The sequence below is a fragment of the Pseudorhodobacter sp. MZDSW-24AT genome, assembly GCF_002794355.1.
Lineage (GTDB): Bacteria > Pseudomonadota > Alphaproteobacteria > Rhodobacterales > Rhodobacteraceae > Pseudotabrizicola.
This window is the reverse complement of sequence record NZ_PGOI01000009.1, coordinates 296,034-320,602: the sequence shown is the minus strand read 5'-3', so window position 1 is coordinate 320,602 and position 24,569 is coordinate 296,034. Positions and strand designations below refer to the sequence as shown.

Below are 24,569 nucleotides of genomic sequence, written 5' to 3'. Positions count from 1 at the left end.
GCTATTCCGCCGCCGCCGCAAGCCAAGACGTAGGCTCCGGGGCCTCGGCGGCGGCAATCACCGCCCGCATCCGCGCCGACAGCACCCGGACATTGGGCTCCAGCACCATGCTGTCATGGTCCCCCGGCACCTCGATCACCTCCAGCGCCGGGGCAAAGGGGCCAAGGTCATTGTCATGCAGCACGAATTCGCGCGCCGCACTGACCCAGCGCCCCCCCGTCACCTGCCAGCGCCTGTCCAGCGCCGGACGGAACAGCACCGTCGTCCCTTGGCGCGGCGTCATCTGATACAGGGGCAAGGCCGCGCGGAAGGCGGCCTCGATGGCCGCATTGTGGAACGCGCCCTCATCCGCGCCGCCATCTGCGCCGCCCGCCGCTTGCGCCTGTTTCCACGCCTGCTTTTCGCGCCACCAGCGCCGGAAGAACCCCGGCCCCTCGGCCCGCAATTCGGCCGCGCGGATCATCAGCTTGTCCAGCTTCGACAGCTGTGGCCGCATCGGCACCGGCGTGTCCAAAAGCACCACCAGCGGCACCGCCTCGCCTTCGGCCTCCAGTTGCCGCGCGATTTCCCAAGCAATCAGGCCACCCCCCGAGAACCCGCCCAAAAGATAGGGCCCCTCGGGCTGCACCTGACGCATTTCGGCGATGTAGTCGCGCGCCGCACTCACGAAATCGCCATGCGGCCGCGCGTCGCCATACAGCCCCCGCGCCTGCAACCCGTAAAACGGCCGGTCCCCGCCCAGCAGCTGCGCCAGATGCCGCAGGTTCAGCACATTGCCAAACATCCCCGCCACGAGGAAGAACGGCGCCTTGGCCCCGCCCTCGCCCTTGTGCATCGGCACCAGATGGGTGAACCGCCGCGGCGCCACCGCCGCCCCTGCACCAGAGGCCACAGCGGGTGCCTCCCCCGACGCGCGCTCTTGCGGCCCGATCTGCGCCTCGATCAACGCGGCACAGGCGGCGATCGTCGGCGCCTCGAACAGCACCGAGATCGGGAAATCCACCCGATAGGCCTTTTTCACCATCGCAAACAGCCGCACCGCAATCAGGCTGTGGCCACCCAGATCGAAGAAACTGTCCTCCACCCCCACACGGGCCACCCCGAGCAGCTCTTGCCAGAACCCCACCAGCGTGCGCTCGATATCCGTGCGCGGCGCCACATAATCGCTGTCAAGATCGGGCCGCTCAAAGCTCGGGCCGTCGCTGCGCGCCGCCTCTTCCACCGCCGTCGCCCGGATCAAGGCGGGCAGATCCAGCGACGAGACGAAGATCTGGCTGTGTCCCAAGGCCACCGCCCGGCCAAAGGCCTCGGCCCCTTCCTCGGGGCGGATGCCTTGCGAAAACGCGTGCAGCAAACGCTCCTCGGCGGGCGAGGCCGCGCGCAGCTGCACCGCATCCGCCTCGAGACTGCGCGGATCGGGCGCTTGCAAGCGCAGCCCACCCTCCAGCCGGTGAATCGTGAAGCCCTCCACCTCGACACAGACCTCGCCCTCGGGCGTGGCCAGCGTCACGTCGAAACTGGCGGTGCCGCGCGCGGCCGCATTGGCCCCGGCATTGCGCATATGGCTGACGATCCGGGCGGGCAGCGGGCGGAACACCCGCACCCGCGCATAAGACACCGGCACCCACAACGCCTCGGGCGTATAGCCGTCGATCAAGCCCATCGCCCAACCGGTGGCAAGGTCCAGAAGCGCCGGATGCAGCCGCCAGCCCTGATCAGGCTCGGCCCGGAACGCCGCAGGCAGCGCCAGATGCGCCAGCCCTTCGCCCGCCCCCAGCGCGCGGGACGTGAGCACCCGCCACCGCGGCCCAAAGGCCAGATGCGCCTCCTGCGGGCTGAAAAGCCCCTCCCCCACCTCGGGCACAGGCAGCCGCGCGGCGATGCCCGCCACATCCAGCCGCGGGCCAGCCGTCTCGAGCGGCAGCAAACGGGCCGAGGCATGAAGCAGCCAACCGCTGCGCCCCGACACCACCGCCTGCGACTGCAACTGGAACCCATAGCCTTCGTCACTGCGCGTAAGCCGCGCCCGCACCGCCCGCGGCGCCTCGATCTCCAGCGCGCGGAAAAAGGTCAGATCCCGGATTTCAAAAGCATCGCCTTCGCCCTGCGCGGCCCAAGCCTCGGCCATCACCTCAAGATAGCCCGTGCCGGGGAGCAGGGCGAGACCCGCCTTGGTGCGGTGCTGATCCACAACCCAGCGGTCCAGCCCATAGCGCGCATGGAAAACCCGGTGGCCGTCGCGGTCAAACCCGGCCTCGTCGAGCATCGGCGCCTCCAGCGGCAGACGCGGGCTTTCCACCCGCCCTGTGCGGTCGGCCAAGGCCTCGGCGGCCATGCCCACGCCTTGCCAGATCCCCCAGTTCAGCGCCACCACGCGGGTCTTTCCGCCCGAACGGTGCTTGGCATAGGCGTTCAGATATTCATTCGCCGCCACATAATCGATCTGCCCGGCAGGCCCCGTCACCGTCGAGGTTGACGCGAACAGCACCAAAAGCGCGATCGTGCCATCGGGGAACAGCCGCTCAAGCACCTGCGTGCCATGCAGCTTGGGGGCAAAAACCTCTTCGACCTCGGCCGGGGTTTTCATCAGCAAAGGCCCGTCATCCACCACGCCCGCCGCATGGATCACGGCGTGAACCGGGCCAAACTGCGCCTCGCCCGCCGCGCGCGCCGCCTGCATCTCTTCCAGATTGGCCACATCGGCGCGTGCCACATGCACCTCGCCCCCCAAGGCTTCCAGCCGCTGCAAGGCCAGAAGTCGCCGGGCCAGCGGATCGTCCGGCCCCGCCTTCGCCAAAAGCGCCGCCCAAGCCGCGCGCTCGGGCAAGGCACGCCGCGCGATCAGCGTGATCTTCACCGCAAAACGGCGGATCAGATCTTCGGCCACCGTCAGACCGATGCCGCCAAAGCCCCCGGTGATGAGCACATGCGCGCCCTGCGGCAGGTCCAGCTGGGCCGCAGGCAAGGCCACCGCCTTCACCCCGGACTCATAGCGCCGCCCCTTGCGCCAAGCCGCCAGCGACGGGGCGTCGGCCAGCACCTCTTCCAAGACCACCTCATCCGAGGCGCCGGGCCCCAGATCCAGCAGGCCCACCTCGACGCCCGGCACCTCGCGCGGGATCACCCGAGCCGGGCCCAGCACCATGGCCTTTTCCGGATAGGGCAAAGGCTCGCCCTTCACCTGCGCCGCGCCGCTGGTCAGCACCGTGATGCGGATCGGGCGCGGCAGGTTTTCTTCGGCCAAGGCCTGCCCCAGAAACAAAAGCGCATAAAAGCCCTGCTCGATGTTGCGGTGCAGAAAGCTCGACCCGGGACGGAAGGTCTCTTTGCCCGTGAGCAGCCAGCCCAGCACGATCCGGCTTGGCACCAGCCCCCGCGCCACCAGATCGCGGATCAGGGCATCATAGCCTTCGCGCCCGCGCTCGGGCGACAGCCGATACCCGCCCGAAGCCTCGCGCGCAAAGGCATCGCCCGCCCGCACCCGCACCACCCGGTGCCCGGCCCGCGACAGGCGGTCCGCCAGCGCGGCACATATCCCGGTCTCATCCAGAAAGATCAGCCATGTTTCCGTCGGGCGTTCGGCCAGATCATCAGGGTCAACACCCGCCGCCACCGGCCGCCACTGCGGGCGCCAGCCCCAATCCGCCAGATCGGCACGCCGCACAGGCAAGGCCTCGGCCTCCGGGGCCTGCGCCTCGGCGGGGGCGATGAAATAAGGCTTGCGCTGAAAGGCATAGCCCGGCAGCGGCACCCGGCAGCGCGCGGCACCGCCCCAGATCGGCTCCCAGTCGATGGCAACGCCGCAGGCCCAAAGCCGCGCCAGCGTGACCATATGCCAAGCATCATCGGCGATGCGCTGATCGGGATGGCGCAAGGCCGGGATCACCTGACCCGAGGCCACACCATTGGCCTGCGCCAGCGACGACAGCGCGCGGCCCGGCCCCATTTCCAGATAGACCTGCGCCGGCGTGGCGCTCAAGCTCTCCATGCAGGCGCGGAAATTCACCGTGCCGCGCAGATGGTGCACCCAATAATCGGGATCGGTGGCCTCGGCCGCGGTGAGTTCGGCGCCGCTGCGGTTGGAAAAGATGGGCAGGCGTGGCGGATGCAGCGCGATCGCGCGCAGGTAATCGCCAAAGCGCTGCAGGATCGGTTCCAGCATCGCGGAATGGGCGGCGATGTCGATGGCGATGCGCTGGGTGTCGATGCCTTCGGCGGCGAGCTGTTCGGCAAGGCTGGACAGGGCGGCCTCCGGGCCGGAGACGACGCAAAGCTCGGGCGCGTTCACCGAGGCAATGTCCAGCGGCTCTGTCGGACCGGGGGCCAGCCCCCGGACCCCCGGGATATTTGAGCCAAGATAAAAGCCAAGCCGCGCGAGGGTGCTGCGCAGGCGTTCTTCGGAGAGCGGCACCGAGAGCATGCCCCCCGGGGCGATGGTGTCGAACAAGGTGCCGCGCAGATGGACGAGGCCGATGCAGTCTTCGAAGCTGAGCACACCGGCAAGGGCGGCGGCGGTGTTTTCGCCCATGGAATGGCCGACGAGCGCGCTGGGGGTAACACCCCAGGATTCGAAGAGTTTGGCCAACGCGAATTCGGTGATCATGATCAGCGGCAGCTGCACCGAAGGGCGTTTCAGCGCGGCGTCGGCGGCGGCCTCTTGGCCCGGTTCGGGGAGCCAGAGGGCGCGGATGCTGTAGTCGAGCTTGGGTTCCAGCACGGCGAGGCCGCGGTCCATCCAATCGGCGAAGACCGGTTCGGTTTCATAGAGGTCGCGCGCCATGCCTGCGTATTGCGCGCCGCCGCCGGGGAACATGAAGATGACCGGGGGGCTGTCGCCCAGATGGTCATGGGTGAAGACCCGGCGGGGATCGGCGGAGTCGAGGATCTCGGCGGCCTCGGCGTGGCTTTCGGCGACCAGCACGCGGCGTTTGTCAAAGGCGCGGCGGCCCTCTTTCAAGGTGTAGGCGACATCGGCCAAGGGCTGGTCAGGCCGCGCGCGCAGGTGTTGGGCAAGGCGCGTGCTGGCGGCATCCAGCGCGGCCTTGGAGCGGGCCGAAAGCACCAGCGGCTGGAAAGGCCAGTCACTGGGCGCCGGGGCTGCGCGCGGCGGCGCCTCTTCCAGCACCGCATGCGCATTGGTGCCCCCCACGCCCAGACTGTTCACCCCGGCGCGGCGCGGCGCGGCGGTCCAGGGGGTGAGCCGGTCATTCACCCGGAAGGGCGAGGTCTCGAAGTCGATCGCCGGATTGGGCGCCTCATAGCCCAAGGACGGCGGCAATTCCCGGTGGTGCAGCGCCAGCGCCACCTTGATCAGGCTCGCCACCCCGGCGGCGGTGTCGAGATGGCCGATGTTGGTTTTCACGCTGCCGATGCGGCACGACCCCACCGCATCGGTGGTTTCCCGGAACGCCGCCGTCAGCGCCGCCACTTCGATCGGATCGCCCAGATAGGTTCCCGTGCCATGGCACTCGACATAGCTGACCGACTCCGCGCTGACCCCGGCAACCGCCTGCGCTTCGGCCACACAGCGCGCCTGACCATCGACCGATGGCGCCAGATAGCCCGCCTTGGCCGCGCCGTCATTGTTCACCGCCGAGCCCTTGAGGATGGCCCAGATATGGTCGCCGTCGCGCAGCGCATCCACCGCCCGGCGCAGCACCACACAGCCCGCGCCCGAGCCGAACACCGTGCCTTGCGCACGATGGTCAAAGGCATGGCAATGCCCGTCGGGCGACAGGATCTCGCCTTCGGTATACAGATACCCGCGCGCATGCGGCAACTCGATCGTCACCCCGCCCGCCAAGGCCATGTCACATTCGCCGTTCAACAGCGCCTGCGCCGCGTAATGCACCGCGACCAGCGATGTCGAGCACGCCGTCTGCACGTTGATGCTGGGCCCCTTCAGGTCCAGCACATGGCTGACCCGCGTGGCCAGAAAATCCTTGTCATTCCCGGTATGGCGCAGCAGGAACATCCCCGTCTGATCCACCAGATCCCGGTGCGAGCACAGGTTGAAGTAGAAATACGACCCCATCCCGCAGCCCGCCCAAACCCCGATCGGGCCGCCAAAGCGTTCGGGCGGGTGGCCTGCATTTTCCAGCGCTTCCCAAGCCACTTCCAGAAACTGCCGGTGCTGCGGGTCCAGAATGGCCGCCTCTTTCGGCGAGAACCCGAAAAACTCGGCATCGAAGTGCTCGAACCCGTCCAGCACGGCCGCCGCTGGCACATAATTCCCCCGCGCCATCCGCGCCGGAGATTCCCCTGCCGCCAGCAAGGCCTCGGCCTCCAGCACCCGGATCGATTCAATGCCACCGCGCAGATTGGCCCAATAGCTGTCAAGATCACCGGCCCCCGGCAGATGCGCCGCCATGCCAACAATCGCAATATCGGTTTCCGAAAGCTCAACGGGCGGCAGGGAATCACGCATCAGACATCCACTCGGCAGGCATAAACGCCGTTCCGGCTATATAGCAAACTTGGCCAAAATAAGGAGCCACCCTCCCTCAGCCCGGTCCGAAAGGCGCGGGCTTGGGACCGCTGCGTTGCAGGACCCAACGGTAAACCGACAGCACCTGTTCGGCCTTGCGCGCCCATGTGAACGCAGCCTCCACCCGGGCGCGCGCGGCCGCGCCCTTGGCCGCCACCGCCTCGGGATGGTCCACGCACCATGCCAGACGCGCGGCCAACCCGGCCACCACGCCCGCGCGGCCCGTGATCGGCACCTTCCATCCGGTCGCCTCGGTCACCAGCTCGGCCGGACCTGCGTAATCCACAACAATCGGCGCAAGGCCCAGCGCCATCGCCTCCAGCACCACGCCGCCGCCGAATTCGCGGATCGACGGAAAGGCCAGCACCTGGCAGCGCGCGGCAATGTCCTGCACCTCGGCATGGGCCTTCCAGCCATGGAACACGACCCCCGCGCCAAAGGCCGCCGCCTGCGCCTGCAAAGCGGCCTTCTGATCGCCGTCGCCCACGATCTCCAGCACCAGCCGCCCGTCGCGCAGCAAGGGCGCCGCCGCCTCCAGCAGCATGTCCACGCCCTTCAACGGCACCAGCCGCCCAATGAAACAGGCCCGCATCGGCCCGGGGCCGCCATGCACCGCCCGCGCGTTGAACCGCGCGGGGTCAATCGCGTTTTCGGGCAGATAGATCACCCGCTCCTGATGCCGCGCCGGAATCTCGCGCTGGGTCTGGCGCGATCCGGCCAGAATGGCATCGGCGCGCAAGGTGGACTGCCGCCCCGGCAAGGCCCGATACAAACCCCGCACCTTGGACAGCCACTCGCGCTCGCGCTTCATCTCGGCCTCAAACCCCTTGGGCCACGGCACGCCGCCGTTGATCGGCCCCAGCACGAAAGGCACCCCGGCGGCCCGGCATTTTGCGGCAATCGGGCTTTGCTGGACGGGCGAAAGCGGGGTGATCCGGTGCACCACGTCAAAACGCCCCGCGCGGATCTCGGCGCCAAAGCGCCGCCACACCAGATGCTCGAAATACGGATAGCTGATCGTCTGCGCGGCCTGCTGAATGGTCCAGCCGCCGCGCCCCCCCGCCAGAAAGCTGCCCAGCTTCCACAGAGGTCGCGCCAGCGCTTCGGAATCAATGGCGGTGAAGGCCTCGCCTTCCACCAGTCCGGCGCGCAGAAACGCATCGCGGTTGCGCACCTGTGTCACCAGATGCACATCCGCCACCTCTGCCAGCGCCCGCGCCAGCGACCAACCCACCAAGGGCACCGACACCCATTCCGGGTTCGCGGCCTCGGCCACCAGCAAAACACGCAACCGTCGGGTCACAGCACTGTCCTCCCCGGCGCCAGTTGCGCCGCCTTGCGCGGATGTGCGGCCTTCCACGTCGCGCGCAGCGCCTCGGCATGGCCCAGCACCGCCCCCGCCATCAGCCATGTGAATGGGATCAGCGTGTCATTGGGCAGCAGATCCACCAGGTTGACCGCCAGAATAAGTGTGATCGCACAGACAAACGGCGACAGCGCCGCCGAAGGCTGGCGGATCGCCTCGCGCGCCATCAGCACCACGGGCAGCGCAAGCAGGCCGAATTCCGCAATATATCCGGCCCAGCCGAAGGTGCCCAAGGTGATGATCCAGCCGCCATCGGCGATCACATTGATCTGTCCGGTCATCGGGTCATGCATCAACCCGCGCCCATACAGGCCCCAGCCAAACCATGGCCGCTCGGCGGCGCGGTCCAACAGCAATTCCTCGTTCAGGATGCGGAATTGCAGCGAGGCGCCGCGTTCGGCGTTCAGGCTCAGCGCAAGGTTCATCAGATCCTCCACCGGCACCAGATGCAGGCCGCGCAGCAGCGGATAGGTGATCACCAACATCACCATCGCCCCGGCCATCAGAACCTGCACCCGGCGCGGCAACAGCAGAATGGTCGGTGCCAAGGCCAGCGCATAAACCAAAGGCCCGGCGCTGCGGCAAAACAGCAGCACGACCATCAGATACAGCGCCACCATGAAAAAGCGCGGGCGCGCCGCCGCAGGTCCCACGCGCAGCAAGGTCACGGCGGCAAGGAAGCACATCATCCCAAAGAACGCGACCCACAGCCCATGCGGCATGAAGACAAAGGGTCTGAACCCGCCAAAGCGGATCGCCTGACTGAAATCATGCTGGAAAAAGCCATAGATCCACAGGTTCAACTGCGGCGAAATCCGCGCCTCCAGCAGCATCGGCAAGGAATAGATCAGCCCTGCCACCATCAGCGCCACGATCATCGCGCGCATCGCCTCCTCTCCGCTCAGAAAGCGGCGCGCCAGAAAGAAAGGGATCAGCGCGATGAACTGGTTTCCCACCACGGCCAGACTGTCATACAGCCGCAGCGCAGGCAGCACGCGCTGGGGAAACCAGATCGGATCGGGATTTGTCACCACGGTGGCAAAGGGGCTCGCCACATAGAGCACGATCAGGCCACGCCCCAAGAGCGACCCGGGCCACAGGCCAAAGCGCGCGCGCAACAAGAACAGCACCGCCGCCAGCGCCGCAAGATTGGCCACCGCATATTTGTCAATGTCCGGCACCAAGGGGAAGTCCAGCGCCACCACCGGAGGCAGCAGCAGATAAGCGCCCAGAATGGTCCAGATGAGCGCGCGTGCCGGGGGCAGCTTCGTGAAGAAGATCCACGAAACCACCGGCCACAAGGCCAGCATCACATAGGCAAAGGCGTTTCCGACGGGCATTTCTCTTGGGCAGTCCCCTTCCGGGCTGAAGTGCCGATACCATGGAATGAAGCCCTTGTCTTGCCGCCGCAACAGGGCAGCACCGGGCCGGGAATGCGGCAGACCCAAGGCATGGCGGGGGGCAACGCCGGCGGGCAAAGGTTAACACATGGTGAATTCGCAAGATCAAGGCCTTGAAATCATTGGTCTGGCCTTGGTGTAACACAGCGAGACATCGCCTCTCCCCAACAGCCCGCTTCCCAAAGCCCCCATTTTCCTGTATGGCCCCGCCATCTGTGACGTGAGGCCCGCCCCCGGCCGCATGCAAAGGATTGGGGGGCGGCGGCAATGGGGCCGCCATGCAAAGGGAAGCCACGGCAGGGGCCGTGCGTGCTTCCATATAGGGAACGATAGATGTTCAACGTGACTCGTAAATCCATCCAGTGGGGCAACGAAACCCTCACACTGGAATCCGGCAAGGTTGCCCGCCAGGCCGATGGCTCTGTGATCGCCACCATGGGCGACACCTCGGTGATGGCCAACGTCACCTTCGCCAAGAAGGCCAAGCCGGGCCAAGACTTCTTCCCGCTGACCGTCCACTATCAGGAACGCTATTACGCCGCCGGCAAGATCCCGGGCGGCTTTTTCAAACGCGAAGCCCGTCCTTCGGAAAAGGAAACGCTGACCTCGCGTCTGATCGACCGCCCGATCCGCCCGCTGTTCGTCGACGGCTTCAACCACGAAGTGCTCGTGATCGTGACCGTCCTCAGCCATGATCTGGTCAACGAACCCGACGTGCTCGCCATGATCGCCGCCTCCGCCGCGCTGACCGTGTCCGGCGTGCCGTTCATGGGTCCGATCGGCGCCGCGCGTGTGGGCTTCTCGAACGGGGAATACATCCTGAACCCCGATGTCGAAGACATGCAGAACCTGCGCGCCAACCCGGATCAGCGCCTCGATCTGGTCATCGCCGGCACCAAGAACGCCGTGATGATGGTGGAATCCGAAGCCTATGAGCTGACCGAAGCCGAGATGCTGGGCGCGGTCAAGTTTGGCCACGACGCGATGCAGCCGGTGATCGACCTGATCATCGACTTCGCCGAAGAAGCCGCCAAAGAACCCTTCGATTTCCAGCCGGCAGATTACTCGGCGCTCTATGCCAAGGTGAAAGCCGCAGGCGAAGCACAGATGCGCGCCGCCTTCGCGATCAAGGACAAGCAAGAGCGTAGCAACGCCATCGAAGCGGCGGTGCAGGCAATCAAGGACTCGCTGGGCGAAGAAGAACTGGCCGACGTCAACCTCGGCGCGTCGATCAAGAAGCTGGAATCCTCGATCCTGCGCGGCGACATCATCAACGGCGGCGCCCGCATCGACGGTCGCGACACCAAGACCGTGCGCCCGATCGTTTCGGAAACCGGCATCCTGCCACGCACCCACGGCTCGGCCCTGTTCACCCGTGGCGAGACGCAAGGTCTGGTCATCACCACCTTGGGCACCGGCGAAGATGAGCAGATCATCGACGCGCTGCACGGGAACAGCCGCTCGAACTTCCTGCTGCACTACAACTTCCCGCCCTACTCGGTGGGTGAAGTCGGCCGTTTCGGCCCGCCCGGACGCCGCGAGATCGGCCATGGCAAGCTGGCATGGCGCGCGCTTCAGGCCGTTCTGCCCGCACCGACCGATTTCCCCTACACCATCCGCGTGGTGTCCGAGATCACCGAGTCCAACGGCTCGTCCTCGATGGCATCGGTCTGCGGTGGTTCGCTGTCGATGATGGATGCTGGCGTGCCGCTGAAAGCCCCAGTGGCTGGCGTGGCGATGGGTCTGATCTTGGAAGACGATGGCCGCTATGCCGTGCTGACCGACATTCTGGGCGACGAAGATCACCTTGGCGACATGGACTTCAAGGTGGCTGGCACCGCGAATGGCATCACCAGCCTGCAGATGGACATCAAGATTGCCGGGATCACCCCGGAGATCATGGAGCAGGCGCTTGCGCAGGCCAAGGATGGGCGTCTGCACATTCTGGACGAGATGGCCAAGGCGCTGACCAGCGCACAGGCCTTCAGCCAGTATGCACCGAAGATCGAGACCATGCAGATCCCGACCGACAAGATCCGGGAAGTGATCGGCTCGGGCGGTAAGGTCATCCGCGAGATCGTGGAAACGAGCGGCGCCAAGGTCGACATCAACGACGACGGGATCATCAAGATCGCGTCGAGCGATGCCGCCGCCATCAAGCGCGCCTATGACATGATCTATTCGATCGTGGCAGAGCCGGAAGAAGGCCGCATCTACACCGGCAAGGTGGTGAAGCTGGTCGATTTCGGCGCCTTCGTGAACTTCTTCGGCAAGCGCGATGGTCTGGTGCACGTCAGCCAGATCGCCAACAAGCGGTTGAACCACCCGAATGAAATCCTGAAGGAAGGTCAAGAGGTCAAGGTCAAGCTCTTGGGCTTTGACGATCGCGGCAAGGTGCGCCTTGGCATGAAGATGGTTGATCAGGAAACCGGCGAAGAGATCGTCGAGAAAAAAGAAGAGTCCTCCGAGGCCTAATTCTTTCGGCACGACCCTAGGAAAGCCCCGGCATCTGCCGGGGCTTTCCTGCTTTTTGAGCAGGGGAGCCACACACATGTCTACACATGCGCGTGAGTTGGGCCGCTTTGGGTTTTCTTGAGACGTATCTGTGGCACACCTGTACAAACACTTGCGAGGGAAGAATTTTATGCCGCTTGACCTGACACGCCGCCTGTTTCTGTCTTCATCGGCCGCGCTGCTGGCCAGTCCGGCGATTGCCCAGTCCAAGCCGAATTTGCAAACCTATGTCGTTCCGCCCGAACATGAACCGGTGATCGTGCGGCTTCGCGATACATTTGAACCGGGGTCTTTGCTGGTCGATCCCAACACCTTTTCGCTGTATTGGCTGCTGGAACCCCAGCGCGCGGTGCGCTTCATCGTGGGGGTTGGCCGGGGCGATCTTTATGAAGCAGGACAATTCACCATTGGCGCCAAGAAGGAATGGCCCAGTTGGACGCCGACCAAAAGCATGATCGAGCGCAATCCGGCCGCCTATGCGAAATGGGCCGACGGCATGCCGGGCGGTCCCGGCAACCCGCTGGGCGCGCGGGCGCTTTATCTGTTTGATGAGCGCCGGGGCGATACGTTCCTGCGCATTCACGGCACGCCAGAACCTTGGACGATCGGAACGGCGGTCTCGAACGGATGTGTGCGTCTGGTCAATGACCACATCCAGCAGCTTTACGACATGGTGCCGATGGGCGCGAATGTGATCTTGTATCCCAAGGTCGCCGTTTCGTGACACAACACCGGCCCCTCACGGGGCCGGTTTGCCTTTATGCGCTGCGGGCCGCCAGCCGAAGGTTCAGTCGCCACATCCCCCAAGCCAGGGGGATGGCGGCAAACCCTCCGATCACGTAAGCCAAGGGTTCGTCGGCAAAACTTTCAAACATTTGCGTATAGGCATGGATCGCCGCAAAGGTCATACTTGCGTTGAACAGCGCGCGACGGCCTGACTGCGCGGCCCAAGCAATGATTGCGACCAATGCGATGGCCCAAAGGATCGCATAAGCATCGGCCGAGATCACCAGCGCCTTTGCCTCAAAGGCCTGACGCGCGGCCTCATAGGCCTCATAGCTTTGGTCGCTGGCCCAATCATAGCCCGGCCCCCACAGTGTTTCCCCCACCACATCCCCCCAGAGCGAGCCGACGAGCGCGCAGAGGTTGGCGACGATAAAGCCGATGGTGGCCAGAATGCGGCTGTGACGTGCCGTGCGCTCTTGAACCCGGCTGCCAAGCCAGATCATCGCGGCCACCAAAAGCCCCATTTGCAGGATGCTGAGCGTGGGTTCGGGCGACATGAAAACGTAAGAGGCGTGGAAGTAGCTGGTGCCGGTCGACAACATCTGCGCGAAAGGCACCAGAGCGAGCGCCGTCACCAGCCGGACATCGGTGGCCCAGCCTGCAACAACCAGCAGGAACGCGGTATAGGCATAGCTCAGTGCGACAAGGGGGCCCGTGACCTGCGTTTGCTCAAGCAGCAAGGTCAGCCCTGCCAGATGCAGCGCAAGGCCCATCAACAGGATCGCGCCTTGCACAAAGCGCGTCGTCAGCCCCCCGCGCAGCAAGGCGCGCCCCGCGATAAGCGCGACCAGCGCTCCACCCGGCAGCATCACTATGGGCGCGAGCGTGAAATGCTTGTCGACCAGTTCGATCCCTGCCCCGCCAATCAGCATACCCGCGCCGATCAGGGCTCCCGCGTTGCCAAACATCCGGTAAAGCGCCCCACCCCGCGCCAGAATCAGAAGGCCCGCGGCCAGCAGCACCGATCCGAACAAAGCCACGGCAGAGGCACTTGCCAGCCAAAAGATCGTCCCCAAGGTGGCAGCCAGAATGCCGGCGCCCAGCAAGGTATTGATGCCCATTGCCACCATCGCCTCGCGCGCGCGGGCGTCGATGAGGCGCGCCTGCTCTTCGGTGATGATGCCATCCAAGGCAAGCTGTCGTGTATCGGCCAAAGTATGCATGGGACTCTCCGTGAACAACGTTCAATCCTTGTATCTCTCGCGTGAACGTCGTTCAAGCATTTCGACTTGAGACGTCGCGTCAGCTCAGCTAGATATGTTATACTATTACAAGTGGAGCCATCATGTCCAACCGTCTGCCTGTCACGGTCCTTTCCGGCTTTCTCGGGGCCGGAAAGACCACCTTGCTCAATCACGTGCTGAACAACCGCGATGGCCGCCGTGTGGCGGTGATCGTGAACGACATGAGCGAGGTGAACATCGACGCCGATCTGATCCGCGATGGGGCTGGCCTGTCGCGCACCGAAGAAAAGCTGGTTGAAATGACCAATGGTTGCATCTGCTGCACCTTGCGCGATGACCTTTTGGTTGAAGTGCGCCGCTTGGCGGCAGAAGATCGGTTCGACTATCTGCTGATCGAATCCACCGGCATTGCCGAACCCCTGCCCGTTGCCGCCACCTTTGATTTCCGCGATGAGGCGGGCGAAAGCCTGTCTGATGTGGCGCGGCTGGATACGATGGTCACGGTGGTTGATGCGATCAACCTGCTGCGCGACTTCTCCAGCCATGATTTCCTGTCGGACCGGGGCGAGGTGATGGGCGACGGCGACACGCGCACGCTGGTGAACCTTCTGACCGATCAGATCGAATTCGCCAATGTTATCATCCTGAACAAATGCCGCGACGCGGGCTCTGAACGCGTCGAGGCCGCACGCAAGATCATCCGGGCGCTGAACCCCGATGCGCGGCTCATTGAGGCCGATCATTCGCGCGTCGATGCGGATGCGATTTTTGGCACCGGGCTGTTCGATTTCGACCGTGCACAGGAACATCCCCTATGGGCAAAGAAGTTGTATGGCTTTGCACATCATACGCCGGAAACCGAGGAATATGGGATTTCTTCCTTTGTCTACCGCGCCCGCCGTCCCTTTGATCCGGCGCGCATTCATGCGGTGCTGAATGGTGATCTGCCGGGGGTGATCCGGGCCAAGGGGCATTTCTGGCTGGCGTCGCGGCCCAACTGGGTGGCCGAGTTTTCGCTGGCCGGGGCGGTGTCCTCTGTCACGCCTTTGGGCGGCTGGTGGGCCTCGGTCCCGCGCGAGCGTTGGCCGACGCACCCCGACGCCTTGGCCGAGGTGGCGCGCCACTGGCAGGAGCCTTGGGGCGACCGGCGGCAAGAGATTGTCTTCATCGGTGCGGCTATGGATCAGGCCGCGCTGACAGCGGCTTTGGACGCCGCGCTGATCGACGCGGAAGGATTCACCCCCGAACGCTGGGCAGGTCTGGCAGATCCCTTCCCCACATGGCGACGGCAGCAGGCGGCGTGATGCGCAATCTGACCTCTCCCCGCGCCCGCTGGCGCCAAGGCAATGCCATGGCGGCACATGATGGCTTGCCTGCCCCGTTGCGGGCTTGGGCGGCGCAGGCCGCCCTGCCGTGGAGCGCCACGTCGCTGCGCCGTCTGTGGACGCGCGCCATGCGCGAAACCGGCTGTCCCGAAGCCGCCTTGGCCCGCCTGACAGCCGCCGAACGCGCCAGCCTGCGGCGCGAGGCGGCGCAAGTCTGGGGTGTTGAATACCCTCAGTAAGACACGGCCCCGAGGATCACCCGGGGCCGCTTCCTTTTCAGAGCGTCGAGGCCGCAGGCCTCAGACGGGCCGTTTGGCAAAGCGCAGGTACGGCAGCTTGATGTCCAGCGCGCCAAACTTTTCCTCTGCCTGTTCGTTGTTCAGCGACAGCGCCACAATCACATCCTGTCCCGGCACCCAATTGGCCGGGGTCGCAACCGGCACGCCGTCGGTCGCCTGCACTGCATCCAATGCGCGCAGGATTTCGGCAAAGTTGCGGCCCACCGACATGGGATAGGTCATCGTCAACCGCACCTTCTTGTCCGGCCCGACGATATAGACAGTGCGCACCGTGGCGGTGTTGGCCGGGGTGCGCCCTTCGGTGGGCAGGTAATATTCGGCAGGCAGCATGTCATAGGCCTTGGCCACGGTCAGGCTGGTATCGTCAATGATCGGGAAATCGGCCGGCGCGCCAGCAAAGGCCTCGATGTCGCGCTTCCATTTGCCATGATCTTCCACCGAGTCGACCGAAACGCCGATCACCTTGGTGTTGCGCTTGGCAAATTCCCCCGCCAACTGCGCGACAGCACCGAATTCCGTGGTGCAGACCGGGGTGAAATCGCGCGGGTGGCTGAAGATGATGGCATAGCTGTCGCCCAGCCAGTCGTGAAAGCGGATCTCTCCGGCGGTTGAGTCGGCGGTGAAATCGGGGGCAATGTCATTGATGCGGATCGACATGAGGCAACTCCTGTATTGGCTGACGCCAAGCTAGTCGATGTAGAACGGAATTTCACCCCCCGCCGGGATGCACCCGGCAAAAGAGAAAAACTGACTGGAATCACCTTCCAAGACAGAACAAAAGCCGCCGGGCAGGCCGAACCGGCACAGCGATGTGCCTGTCGATCTGACGGCGGAAATGAGTTGAACGCGTCAGCTTGACCGATGGGAAAGTCGCAATGCGGCTTGAACTGCGGGCGTGCAGCGTCCACCCTATGATCAAATTTCATCGGGAGAAAAGCCATGCTGACGAAGCGCGACTTCTACATCAACGGTCAATGGGTCACCCCGAAGTCCCCCCGCGACCATCAGGTCATCAATCCCTCGAACGAAGAGCCCTGCGCCGTGATCTCGTTGGGTGATCAGGCCGATACGGACGCGGCGGTTGCCGCAGCCAAGGCGGCCTTCCCCGCGTGGGCCGCCACCCCCCCCAAAGAGCGCGCCCGGCTTGTGGCAGGTATCCTTGACCAATATGCCGCCCGCCTGCAGGAATTTGCCGAAGCCATTTCGATGGAGATGGGCGCACCGATCGACTTTGCGCTTTCGGAGCAGGCCCCTTGCCTGCCTTGGCACACCAAGAACTTTCTCAAGGCTTTCGAGCACATCGAATGGGTCCGCCCGCTTGGCGCGCATGCCCCCGGCTCGGCGGTCGCGATGGAGCCGATCGGCGTGGTGGGCCTGATCACGCCTTGGAACTGGCCGGTCAACCAGATCGCGCTGAAGGCGATCCCGGCCATGCTCGCGGGCTGCACCTGTGTGCTGAAACCTTCGGAAGAAAGCCCGCTGAATGCGATGTTGTTCGCCGAATTCTGCCACGATGCCGGCATTCCGCCGGGGGTATTCAACCTTGTCAACGGGGATGGCGCCGGCGTGGGCAGCCAGCTTTCGACGCATCCCGATGTGGAAATGATCTCCTTCACGGGGTCCACCCGCGCAGGCAAGGCAATTTCCAAGGCGGCCGCCGAAACCTTGAAGCGTGTCACGCTAGAATTGGGTGGCAAGGGGGCAAACTTGCTGTTTGCCGATGCCGATGACAAGGCGGTGGAACGCTCGGTGCGGCGGATGATGGAAAACACCGGGCAGTCATGCAACGCGCCGTCGCGCCTGCTGGTGGAACGCAGTGTTTATGACCAAACCGTTGCCCGCGCGGCAGAGGTTGCCAAAAGCATCCGCGTTGGCCCGGCCCATGAACCCGGCACACATATCGGGCCGGTGGTGAACAAGCGCCAGTGGGACCAGATCCAAGGCTATATCCAAAAGGGCATTGAGGAAGGCGCGCGTCTGGTCGCGGGCGGCCCCGGCCTGCCCGAGGGCTTCAACCGGGGCTTTTATGTGAAGCCCACGGTCTTTGCCGATGTGAAACCCGGCATGACCATTGAGCGCGAAGAGATCTTCGGTCCGGTGCTGGCCATCGTCCCCTTCGAGACCGAAGAGGAAGCCATCAAGATTGCAAACGACACCCCTTACGGCTTGACCAACTATGTCCAGTCGGGCGACCCGGTCCGCGCGAACCGCTTGGGTCATGCGCTGAAATCCGGCATGGTCGAGATGAATGGCAAGTCACGCGGCGCCGGATCATTTTTTGGCGGCGTCAAGCAATCGGGCCGTGCGCGCGAAGGCGGCATCTGGGGGCTGGAAGAGTTCCTCGAAGCCAAGGCCATCTCGGGCTATGATTTCTCGATCAAGGACGCCGCAGAGTAATCTGCAACGCCACGACCAACCGTCACAGCAAGGCCCCGATTTCTTCGGGGCCTTTTCTGTCACAGCCCCTGCGGGCAAAGCCCACAATAAAGGCTTGGCGACTGGCCATGTCTGCGGCAAGAATGCGTTTGCGTGACCTGTGGGGAGTGCGATGCAAGGCCTGCGAACCCCCTACCCCGCTTTCCCGGTGGCGGCCCATGTAATTCCAGTTCACATTCCCCATATGCACAATGCGTCACAGTCCAGCGGAGGGCAAAATGGCCGATTTCCAAGCGCAAATTCTTGAGAGCCAGAAACAGGTGGCCGAAGCTCAGGCCAAGATCAGCGCCGTCACCAGCCGGATTGAAGCGGCGCGCCAGACGCTGGATCAGGGCGAAGCCGCCATCGACATCGAGAATGCCACGCTGGAGGATGTGCATAAGCACACCGATCTGATGAACGCCAATATCGCCGAGCTGATCATGGGGCTGGACGATGTAACCTCGGCCTTCTCCAAGGATTTCGACGAGATGCGGTCGAAAACCGGAATGGAAAGCTTTATCGGCATCTTCAGCGCCGCAAAGTCGGAATCCATGCGGCAAGAGCGGATGCGCACCGCCAGCATCGATGACAAGTTGCAGGACCTGATCGCGAAATCCGACGTGATCGTAAAGCTGTTGCAAGGTCAGCTGGACCTGCTGAACGGCCAGAAGGCGAGTGTAGAGACCAACCTTTCCGCCACCCTGACCGAGCGTGAGCAAACCGTGGCCGCGCTGGAAGCGGTGCGCGCCCAGATCGCCGGGATGGACCCTCAGATCATCGAGCTGGAAAACAAGATCAGCGTGGAACAAGACGCGGCCGCGCGCACAAAGCTGGAAACACAGCTTGCCGAGATCAACACCCGCTTCAATGCGCTTGTGCAGGACGAGCAGGTGCAGCTGGCGAAAAGCCAGACGCTGGAGCGCTATATCGAAAAGGGCAAAACTTGGATGGACAGCCTGCAAAATCAGGCGGCCACCCAGTTGGTGCTGATCAACAAGCTGCAAACCGACACCAAACAGCGGGTCGTGCTGTATGATGCGCTCTCGAGCAGCCTGAAAACCGCGCAGCAGCAGGATGTGGCCCACCGCATCAACGAGATCGGGGTCAAGACCGACCAAGAGGCGCAGGCCGCCATGGCCGCCATCGGCTCGGCCACCAATGATCGCATGGCCGGAATGCTGGAGGCCCACGAAGACCATATGGTCTTTGCCCGCAAGATTTTGGAACAAAAGGCCAAGGCAGACGAACGCTTCAACCGTCGCTTCGCCGCGATTGTCGAGAAACATGACAAGAATGCTTATGGGGAATAAGTGGCAAACGAGGTCAAAGCTCAGCTGACGAACGACCATACCGAGCTTTACGATACCTTGGTCGCGCGCCGCTATTTTGCCAAGTTCGAGCGGATCTCAAGCCATCTGGCCCGGGTCGCGGGTGAACTGGAAAGCGAAGGCACCCTGACCCGCACCGAGGCGCGGATTCTGGGACGCTATATCACCGCTTTGGCGACCACCTTCCGGGCGCTGTCTTACAAATACCTGATGACAGGGCGCAGCGACAGCGCGCCGCGGCTGAGTTTTGACCGCCATGAAAGCGGCTTTCCGGTTGCGCAGGAGCTGATGGGGATGGCGGTCGATGCCGCGCAGGCCGACAAGCATTTGACAGGCAGCGCTTCTGTGGAGGAGCTGAAAGACCGGATGATCCGCCGCATCGTGGGCGATCTTTCTCTGCCCACGGATTTGCAATTCGCCTTGTCACAACGCCTTTACCACGAAGCGCTTGCGCAAGGCGGGCTGTTCTTGGCCCGCAATGATCCGGATGCGCAATGGATCGAAGACCGCGCGGGGCGGCGGCGATATTTGGTGCATTGGGCCGTGTACGACACGCAGGTGAATTTGCCGGTGGTCTATTTGCTGGATGTCGAAGACAGCGGCAAGCGCCCCTTTCCCAATGATGATGCCCGCTGGCCGCAGGCACAACATCACCTGATGGCACAATCGGTGGCGGGGCTGAAGCTTCTGACAATCGCGCAGGGTTTTGACACCGATTTTCCAACGCTGCACCCCAAACGGCTGCGCCGCATCCATCTGGGGCCGATGTATTCGCACAGCTTTACCCTGCAATCGGGTCCAATTTCCGACGTGCTTTCCAGCGCCCGTGCGCCCGAAGGGCAGGATTGGGCGCTGGTCTGGACGGTGGAAGACTTGCGCGCCGACCGGGCAGAGCAGGTCAAGGATGGCTGGTTCCGCACGGTCGAGCGGCAGATCTTCGCGCTGGATCCGTTTGCCGGGAAAGGCGCCGACACCGGCACCACCCGCATGGACCGTATGGTGATCTTGCCCGAGCGTCCCTTTCAGGCCTTGGCCGAACTGAACCCGCCGGGCTTTCGTGATGTGCGCAAATTCGTGGTGGGTGCCGGCGGTCGTATCATCGCAGCACGCTAGGGGGAGTCATGTCGACACGCGACACGATGGAGCTGAAGGAGGCCGCGATCCGCGCCCAATATGATGCGGCGCTCGCCTTGCTGAACGGGTTCGATCACGCTCCCCGTCTGGGCAAGGCGATGACACCCGACAGGGTGGAAGAGCGCTCGGCAGGTCTTGGCACCCGCCCCCGCTTTCGTGCCACCACACCCGGGCTTGTCACCCGCCCGGCTGCCCGGCCCGGTGGCGTGCGGATTGTGGAGCGGATCGAGGCTGCCTCTGATGGTTTGCTCTCTCCGGCGCAAGCCTCGGTCTTGCATGCGCTGCGCCGAGCACTGGCCATCGCCTTGGCCATGGCAGACACCTTTGCCGCGCAATCACCTTTGGGGGAACTGAAGAAAGCCAATCTGGAAGGCCGCCTCCCGGACTTGCGTCGGGTAGAATTCACCGAACTGCTGAGCGCCGAGGCCTTGCTCAGCCTTTACACATTTGCCAATGCCACCGCTTTCCTGCTGGCGCCGCAGCTTGGGTCCACCACTGTCGAGATCGGCACCGTGGACGAGATCCTGACAGACAATAGCCCGCTCGCGCTGCAAGGGGTGTTGTGGGAGCTGGATCAGGACATTGCTGCCTTTGCCACCGATGAGCCCCGCCTTGCCGCCACGGTTGCGGCCTTTGCCGAAGCGCTTATGGATAAGGTCGCCTTGCGCGCCCAGACCGCACCACGGCTGGAAGGCTTCACGACGGCCGGCTGGAAGGTCGAGGCTGACGGGCTGACCATCGCGGGCTTCACCCCTGCCCGGGCAGCCAAGGGCAGCACGCTTGCCATGACGTTCAAGAAACCGCATGAGGTGGTGGGCAACCACATCGCGAAATCTCAGTCGCAGCGGCTGGCCAAGATGCTGATGGCCTATGATTTCGAGCGCAAGTTAAATCCTTTTGCCGAACTGGGCGGTTTCATCTTTACCTTCATGGGGGATGGCAAGCCGGGAACCGGTAAGACCACTCTGATTCAAATGATGGCAGGGCTGCTGAACGATTACTGTGCAGTGGCTGGCTACCCGTTCCGCTACCAGAACTTCAGCATCGACCAGATCGACAGCTATCAAGGCAAATCTGGCCAGAACGCCAAGGCCTTTGTCAACGCCGTGCTCGATCCCGGCGTCATCGGCTTTGGCACCATTGATGACATTGATCAGGTCGCAGGCAAACGCGGCGACCGCCAGTCCAGCGCGGGGCAGCAAGAGGTGACGGCCGTCTTCATGCAGGCCTTTGCCGGGTCGGGCACGGTGGTCCGTGGCAACTGCACCTTTGGCATGTTTTCCAATTACCCCGAGAATGTGGACGATGCCCTGCGCCAGCGGGCAGGCGCGCGCTTTCTTGTCGACGGGCCGCAGACACAGGAGGATTATATCGACATCCTGTCGCTGCTTCTGGGCAAGAACCACGCCATTCCTTTGGGCGCGCATGACCTTTTTGCTGCGCAAGAAATCAAGAAGGCCGTGGCTGCCAGCTTTGAAAGACATTCCCGCCCGCAAGAGGAAGGGCTGGTGCGGGTCTGGGAAAGGCTGACCGCCGAGATCGGGCCTTTGGACACGCTGGCCAAGATTGGCCGCTATCTGAAAGCCATTCAGGAAGCCGATCCCCGCTTCACCGGCCGCGCGGTGAAGAACATCACCGATGCCGTAAAGGTGCGAGCAATGGATTTCGACCTGCCCGATGCATGGATGGAGCAGCCTGACCTGTTCCTGTTCAAACCTTATGAGGACAAGCTGGCGATGATCCGGGAACTGATGAGCCCGATCACCGTCGAAATGGTGATCCAAGAAATCAACCGCTATGCAGACTCCGAATTCCGCTATGCCGACAAGTCGGATGCGGTCGCCATCGAAAGCATGGTGCGCGACCTGCACCGCACGGAAGAGGCCAGGCGGCGCTATCTGGAGGCCAAGGCATGAGGGCGCGCCTGTCACATTTCCGGCGGGCCGTGGTGGCCTCCCGACTCCAGAATAGGTGCGAACGGATGACCATAAGGGGGGCTGCATGCGCAGGCTGATCGAGAAAGGGCTGATGTTCGGCAACCTGATCGAGGTGACCTCTCCGGCACTCGTTGACCGCTACAACCGCGCGATGAAGCACCTCTGTGGCAAAGAGACCGCGTTGAGCGACTTCCACATCGACATTTCGGGCTATTCGCCAGAGATCGGGGCCGAGCTGGGGGATGACCTTTACCTCAACCCCAATGGCGCCAATCGGCAGTTCATTTTGCTGACCACCGCACAGAAGAATGCGCCTTTGCTGCACGCCAAATTCTCGACCAGCCGCGGCATCCTTCGGCAATTCATCGATGCGAATGAAGCCCAGCTTTTCGCACTGACCGCGCGGGATGCGGTGGCCGGGGCGTTGCAGAACTCGGTCTTTGAAATCTCGACGCCCGCCAAATTGCTTGAGATCCGGCGCATCACGGTGGAAGCGGACACCATCGGCGGCCATGTCGCGGATGCGGGCAAACTTGCAGCGTTGATCGAGCGGTTCCGATCCGAGCCGGATGGCTGGCGTGATGATCTTTTGATCGCCGAGATGATCAGCCTCGCAAAAAAGACGGGGGATGTGACCCGGGTGCCGATCACCCTGCCGCAGATGAGCTTTGAGCAGCCGAATTTCTGGACCAGCCATTTCGGCGGCCTTTATGTGTTCCGCGACATGGCCTTTCCGGCGGTGATCTCCTCGCTGCCCCGCGAAAGTCTGGGCATGGTGCCGATCGCCCCGGTGTTTGATCTGACCCAGCGCAACCAGATCGCCGACTGGCTGGAGCGCAACCAATTGGCCGAACCCCTCGTGCAGGCGCGGGGGATGGATGCGGCGGCGGTCATCCGGCAGAAGATGGATTTCATTCTGGTCGAGGCTGCCGATACTCTTGGCCTTGCTCTCGGCGACGCCCGCCGCACCGAATTGCGCAGCATCGCCCACCAGCTTGGCACCAGCCTGCCACTGGAGTTTCAAGGGCTGGCCGCGCTTTTGCGCTGGATCGAGGTAGGCGGCACATGGCCCCGCATCACCAGCGAACACCCGGCCTATTTCTATACCCTGCGCGCCCGCGCCCACAAAGACCGCGACCTGATCAATATGCTGCTGTCGGAATTGGCGCCGATGGATGTGCGGCAGATGTTCATCGTACACAAGGAACAGTTCTACGCCTCCTATGCCCGCTGGTCAGACCGCAAGCGCCAGTATGTCGCCGATTTTCTGGAACGAGAATATGTCGTGGACAAACAGGGCGCACGCGCCGCGCTGTTCGGACCCGAGCCGAGCATGGAGGACCGCAGCAGGCCAGAACCCAAACCCGCGCGCAACCTCGGGCCCATCACCGGCCCATGGGGCAAGGCGAGGGGACGGGCATGATCATTGGCTGGCTCCGCTTCGCCTTCATCGGCTATGTTGGCCTGACAATCGTCTATGTCATCATGCGGATCTATCTCCGCTCGGTCCGCCGCGAGACACTGGAAAAGCGTTTCGATGCGGGCGGTATCGAAGGCGACCGCGCCACCTATATCGAAAAGGGGATGGCAGCCTATGACAGGGGCTTGAAGAAGAACCTCCTCTGGCTCATCTACATCATCCCGACCGTTGCTGTTGTGGTAACGCTCTACATCCTGAACTTTCAGTGAGGCTGCAATGCGTTATGTGAAATGGGGCTTCTGGCTGATGCTGGCGACGCTGGTGTTTGGCTTCCTGCACTACACCTTGCCACAAACCGATGTGGTGCGGATCGTCGGCACCGAAAACCGTCGCGTGGACATCGGAGAAAACTCCCTGTTCTGGAGCCGGTCCGAGGTTGGCATGACCAATTCTACCTCACGCGATGTGTTTTTCATCAACGCGGTCTATCCGAATGGCCGCACGATGGAATACCGCAACGAAGACACCGGTTGGGGCTGGCCACCCTATTTCAAGATCAACAGTTTTGGCTTGCAGACACAGGCCAAGGAATTCGCCTCGACCGACGCGGCCCCCATCTGGGTGGCCCTCCGGCATTACGGATGGCGCAACCAGTTCTTCACGATCTTCCCGAATGCGGTGTCGATCAAGCGGGTGGCAGGCCCCGATGTCACGCTGATCCCTTGGGTGAACATCGTGATCCTCACCTTCCTGGCCTTTGTGCTCTTCATGATCCGCCGGGTTTGGCTGCAGTTTCGTGAACGCACCATCGACCCGGCGCTGGAAGATGCCTCACACACATGGGACGCCGTGGATGCCCGTGCAGATGCCGCGCGCGACCGGGCCAAGGGCTTTTTTGGTGGCATCAATGCATGGCTGGCGACGTGGCGCCGCAAGCCACGCAAATGACAATGCCGCGCAGCCCGGCTGCG

Annotated in this window: 16 protein-coding genes; 11 read left to right on the top strand and 5 right to left on the bottom strand. The window is 63.6% G+C overall.

The features are described 5' to 3' along the window. Position 1 precedes the first annotated feature (1 nt). The 3 genes from CUR21_RS14730 to CUR21_RS14720 form a co-directional block, all read right to left on the bottom strand. Complete coding sequence (locus CUR21_RS14730) at positions 2–6,427, bottom strand: type I polyketide synthase (protein WP_100197814.1); 6,426 nt, start codon at positions 6,425–6,427, stop codon at positions 2–4. Positions 6,428–6,503: 76 nt separating this feature from the next. Further along, positions 6,504–7,790 carry a glycosyltransferase family 4 protein gene (locus CUR21_RS14725; protein WP_232622814.1) on the bottom strand — a complete coding sequence of 429 codons (1,287 nt, stop codon included), beginning with the start codon at positions 7,788–7,790 and terminating at the stop codon, positions 6,504–6,506. Beyond that, complete coding sequence (locus CUR21_RS14720) at positions 7,787–9,193, bottom strand: hypothetical protein (RefSeq protein WP_100197812.1); 1,407 nt, start codon at positions 9,191–9,193, stop codon at positions 7,787–7,789. The genes CUR21_RS14725 and CUR21_RS14720 overlap by 4 nt, the downstream gene beginning before the upstream one ends. Before the next feature lie 393 nt (positions 9,194–9,586). On the opposite strand from CUR21_RS14720, the gene pnp reads away from it, so the two are divergent. Next, positions 9,587–11,728, top strand: a complete 2,142-nt coding sequence (gene pnp, locus CUR21_RS14715) for a polyribonucleotide nucleotidyltransferase (RefSeq protein ID WP_100197811.1) — start codon at positions 9,587–9,589, stop codon at positions 11,726–11,728. 169 nt (positions 11,729–11,897) lie between these two features. Continuing rightward, the gene (locus CUR21_RS14710) at positions 11,898–12,491 is read left to right on the top strand and encodes a L,D-transpeptidase (protein WP_100197810.1); all 594 of its coding nucleotides are present in this window, start codon (positions 11,898–11,900) and stop codon (positions 12,489–12,491) included. Between the two features lie 34 nt (positions 12,492–12,525). Here the strand turns inward: CUR21_RS14710 and CUR21_RS14705 are convergent, their stop codons facing one another. After that, a complete protein-coding gene (locus CUR21_RS14705) occupies positions 12,526–13,716 on the bottom strand; it encodes a hypothetical protein (RefSeq protein WP_100197809.1) in 1,191 nt (396 codons plus the stop codon). A gap of 122 nt (positions 13,717–13,838) precedes the next feature. Here CUR21_RS14705 and CUR21_RS14700 point away from each other — a divergent pair, with 122 nt between their 5' ends. Together CUR21_RS14700 and CUR21_RS14695 are read left to right on the top strand one after the other, a co-directional pair. Then, positions 13,839–15,041 carry a GTP-binding protein gene (locus CUR21_RS14700; RefSeq protein ID WP_100197808.1) on the top strand — a complete coding sequence of 401 codons (1,203 nt, stop codon included), beginning with the start codon at positions 13,839–13,841 and terminating at the stop codon, positions 15,039–15,041. After that, a complete protein-coding gene (locus tag CUR21_RS14695) occupies positions 15,041–15,301 on the top strand; it encodes a DUF6525 family protein (RefSeq protein ID WP_232622813.1) in 261 nt (86 codons plus the stop codon). Before CUR21_RS14700 ends, CUR21_RS14695 begins: the two co-directional genes overlap by 1 nt. 60 nt (positions 15,302–15,361) lie before the next feature. On the opposite strand, the gene CUR21_RS14690 is transcribed toward CUR21_RS14695, so the two are convergent. Beyond that, on the bottom strand, positions 15,362–16,018 hold the full coding sequence (locus CUR21_RS14690) for a peroxiredoxin (RefSeq protein ID WP_100197807.1): 657 nt from the start codon (positions 16,016–16,018) through the stop codon (positions 15,362–15,364). A gap of 282 nt (positions 16,019–16,300) precedes the next feature. Between CUR21_RS14690 and CUR21_RS14685 the strand changes: the two genes are divergently transcribed. From CUR21_RS14685 to CUR21_RS14655, 7 genes are all read left to right on the top strand, one after another. Next, positions 16,301–17,758: an aldehyde dehydrogenase family protein gene (locus CUR21_RS14685; protein ID WP_100197806.1), complete on the top strand. Its 1,458-nt coding sequence runs from the start codon at positions 16,301–16,303 to the stop codon at positions 17,756–17,758. Positions 17,759–18,015: 257 nt separating this feature from the next. Then, entirely contained in the window at positions 18,016–19,089 is a 1,074-nt protein-coding gene (locus tag CUR21_RS14680) for a hypothetical protein (RefSeq protein WP_100197805.1), read from the top strand. After that, positions 19,090–20,220 (top strand): hypothetical protein, encoded by a 1,131-nt coding sequence (locus CUR21_RS14675; RefSeq protein ID WP_232622812.1) that lies wholly within the window; start codon positions 19,090–19,092, stop codon positions 20,218–20,220. It abuts the gene before it with no gap. 8 nt (positions 20,221–20,228) lie between these two features. Next, entirely contained in the window at positions 20,229–22,157 is a 1,929-nt protein-coding gene (locus tag CUR21_RS14670) for an ATP-binding protein (RefSeq protein ID WP_100197804.1), read from the top strand. Between the two features lie 85 nt (positions 22,158–22,242). Then, positions 22,243–23,601: a DUF6638 family protein gene (locus tag CUR21_RS14665; protein ID WP_100197803.1), complete on the top strand. Its 1,359-nt coding sequence runs from the start codon at positions 22,243–22,245 to the stop codon at positions 23,599–23,601. Then, positions 23,598–23,867 (top strand): hypothetical protein, encoded by a 270-nt coding sequence (locus CUR21_RS14660; RefSeq protein WP_100197802.1) that lies wholly within the window; start codon positions 23,598–23,600, stop codon positions 23,865–23,867. The genes CUR21_RS14665 and CUR21_RS14660 overlap by 4 nt, the downstream gene beginning before the upstream one ends. Before the next feature lie 7 nt (positions 23,868–23,874). Continuing rightward, the gene (locus CUR21_RS14655; protein ID WP_100197801.1) at positions 23,875–24,546 is read left to right on the top strand and encodes a DUF1523 family protein; all 672 of its coding nucleotides are present in this window, start codon (positions 23,875–23,877) and stop codon (positions 24,544–24,546) included. The last annotated feature ends 23 nt before the right edge of the window (positions 24,547–24,569 follow it).

Bases quoted from the DNA above. Each gene is read 5' to 3' on its own strand.
- CUR21_RS14665 (WP_100197803.1), top strand. From the start codon at position 22,243: ATGCGCAGGCTGATCGAGAAAGGGCTGATGTTCGGCAACCTGATCGAG.
- CUR21_RS14670 (WP_100197804.1), top strand. From the start codon at position 20,229: ATGTCGACACGCGACACGATGGAGCTGAAGGAGGCCGCGATCCGCGCC.
- CUR21_RS14700 (WP_100197808.1), top strand. From the start codon at position 13,839: ATGTCCAACCGTCTGCCTGTCACGGTCCTTTCCGGCTTTCTCGGGGCC.
- pnp (WP_100197811.1), top strand. From the start codon at position 9,587: ATGTTCAACGTGACTCGTAAATCCATCCAGTGGGGCAACGAAACCCTC.
- CUR21_RS14710 (WP_100197810.1), top strand. From the start codon at position 11,898: ATGCCGCTTGACCTGACACGCCGCCTGTTTCTGTCTTCATCGGCCGCG.
- CUR21_RS14660 (WP_100197802.1), top strand. From the start codon at position 23,598: ATGATCATTGGCTGGCTCCGCTTCGCCTTCATCGGCTATGTTGGCCTG.
- CUR21_RS14705 (WP_100197809.1), bottom strand. From the start codon at position 13,716: ATGCATACTTTGGCCGATACACGACAGCTTGCCTTGGATGGCATCATC.
- CUR21_RS14685 (WP_100197806.1), top strand. From the start codon at position 16,301: ATGCTGACGAAGCGCGACTTCTACATCAACGGTCAATGGGTCACCCCG.
- CUR21_RS14655 (WP_100197801.1), top strand. From the start codon at position 23,875: ATGCGTTATGTGAAATGGGGCTTCTGGCTGATGCTGGCGACGCTGGTG.
- CUR21_RS14695 (WP_232622813.1), top strand. From the start codon at position 15,041: ATGCGCAATCTGACCTCTCCCCGCGCCCGCTGGCGCCAAGGCAATGCC.
- CUR21_RS14720 (WP_100197812.1), bottom strand. From the start codon at position 9,193: ATGCCCGTCGGAAACGCCTTTGCCTATGTGATGCTGGCCTTGTGGCCG.
- CUR21_RS14680 (WP_100197805.1), top strand. From the start codon at position 18,016: ATGGCCGATTTCCAAGCGCAAATTCTTGAGAGCCAGAAACAGGTGGCC.
- CUR21_RS14730 (WP_100197814.1), bottom strand. From the start codon at position 6,427: ATGCGTGATTCCCTGCCGCCCGTTGAGCTTTCGGAAACCGATATTGCG.
- CUR21_RS14690 (WP_100197807.1), bottom strand. From the start codon at position 16,018: ATGTCGATCCGCATCAATGACATTGCCCCCGATTTCACCGCCGACTCA.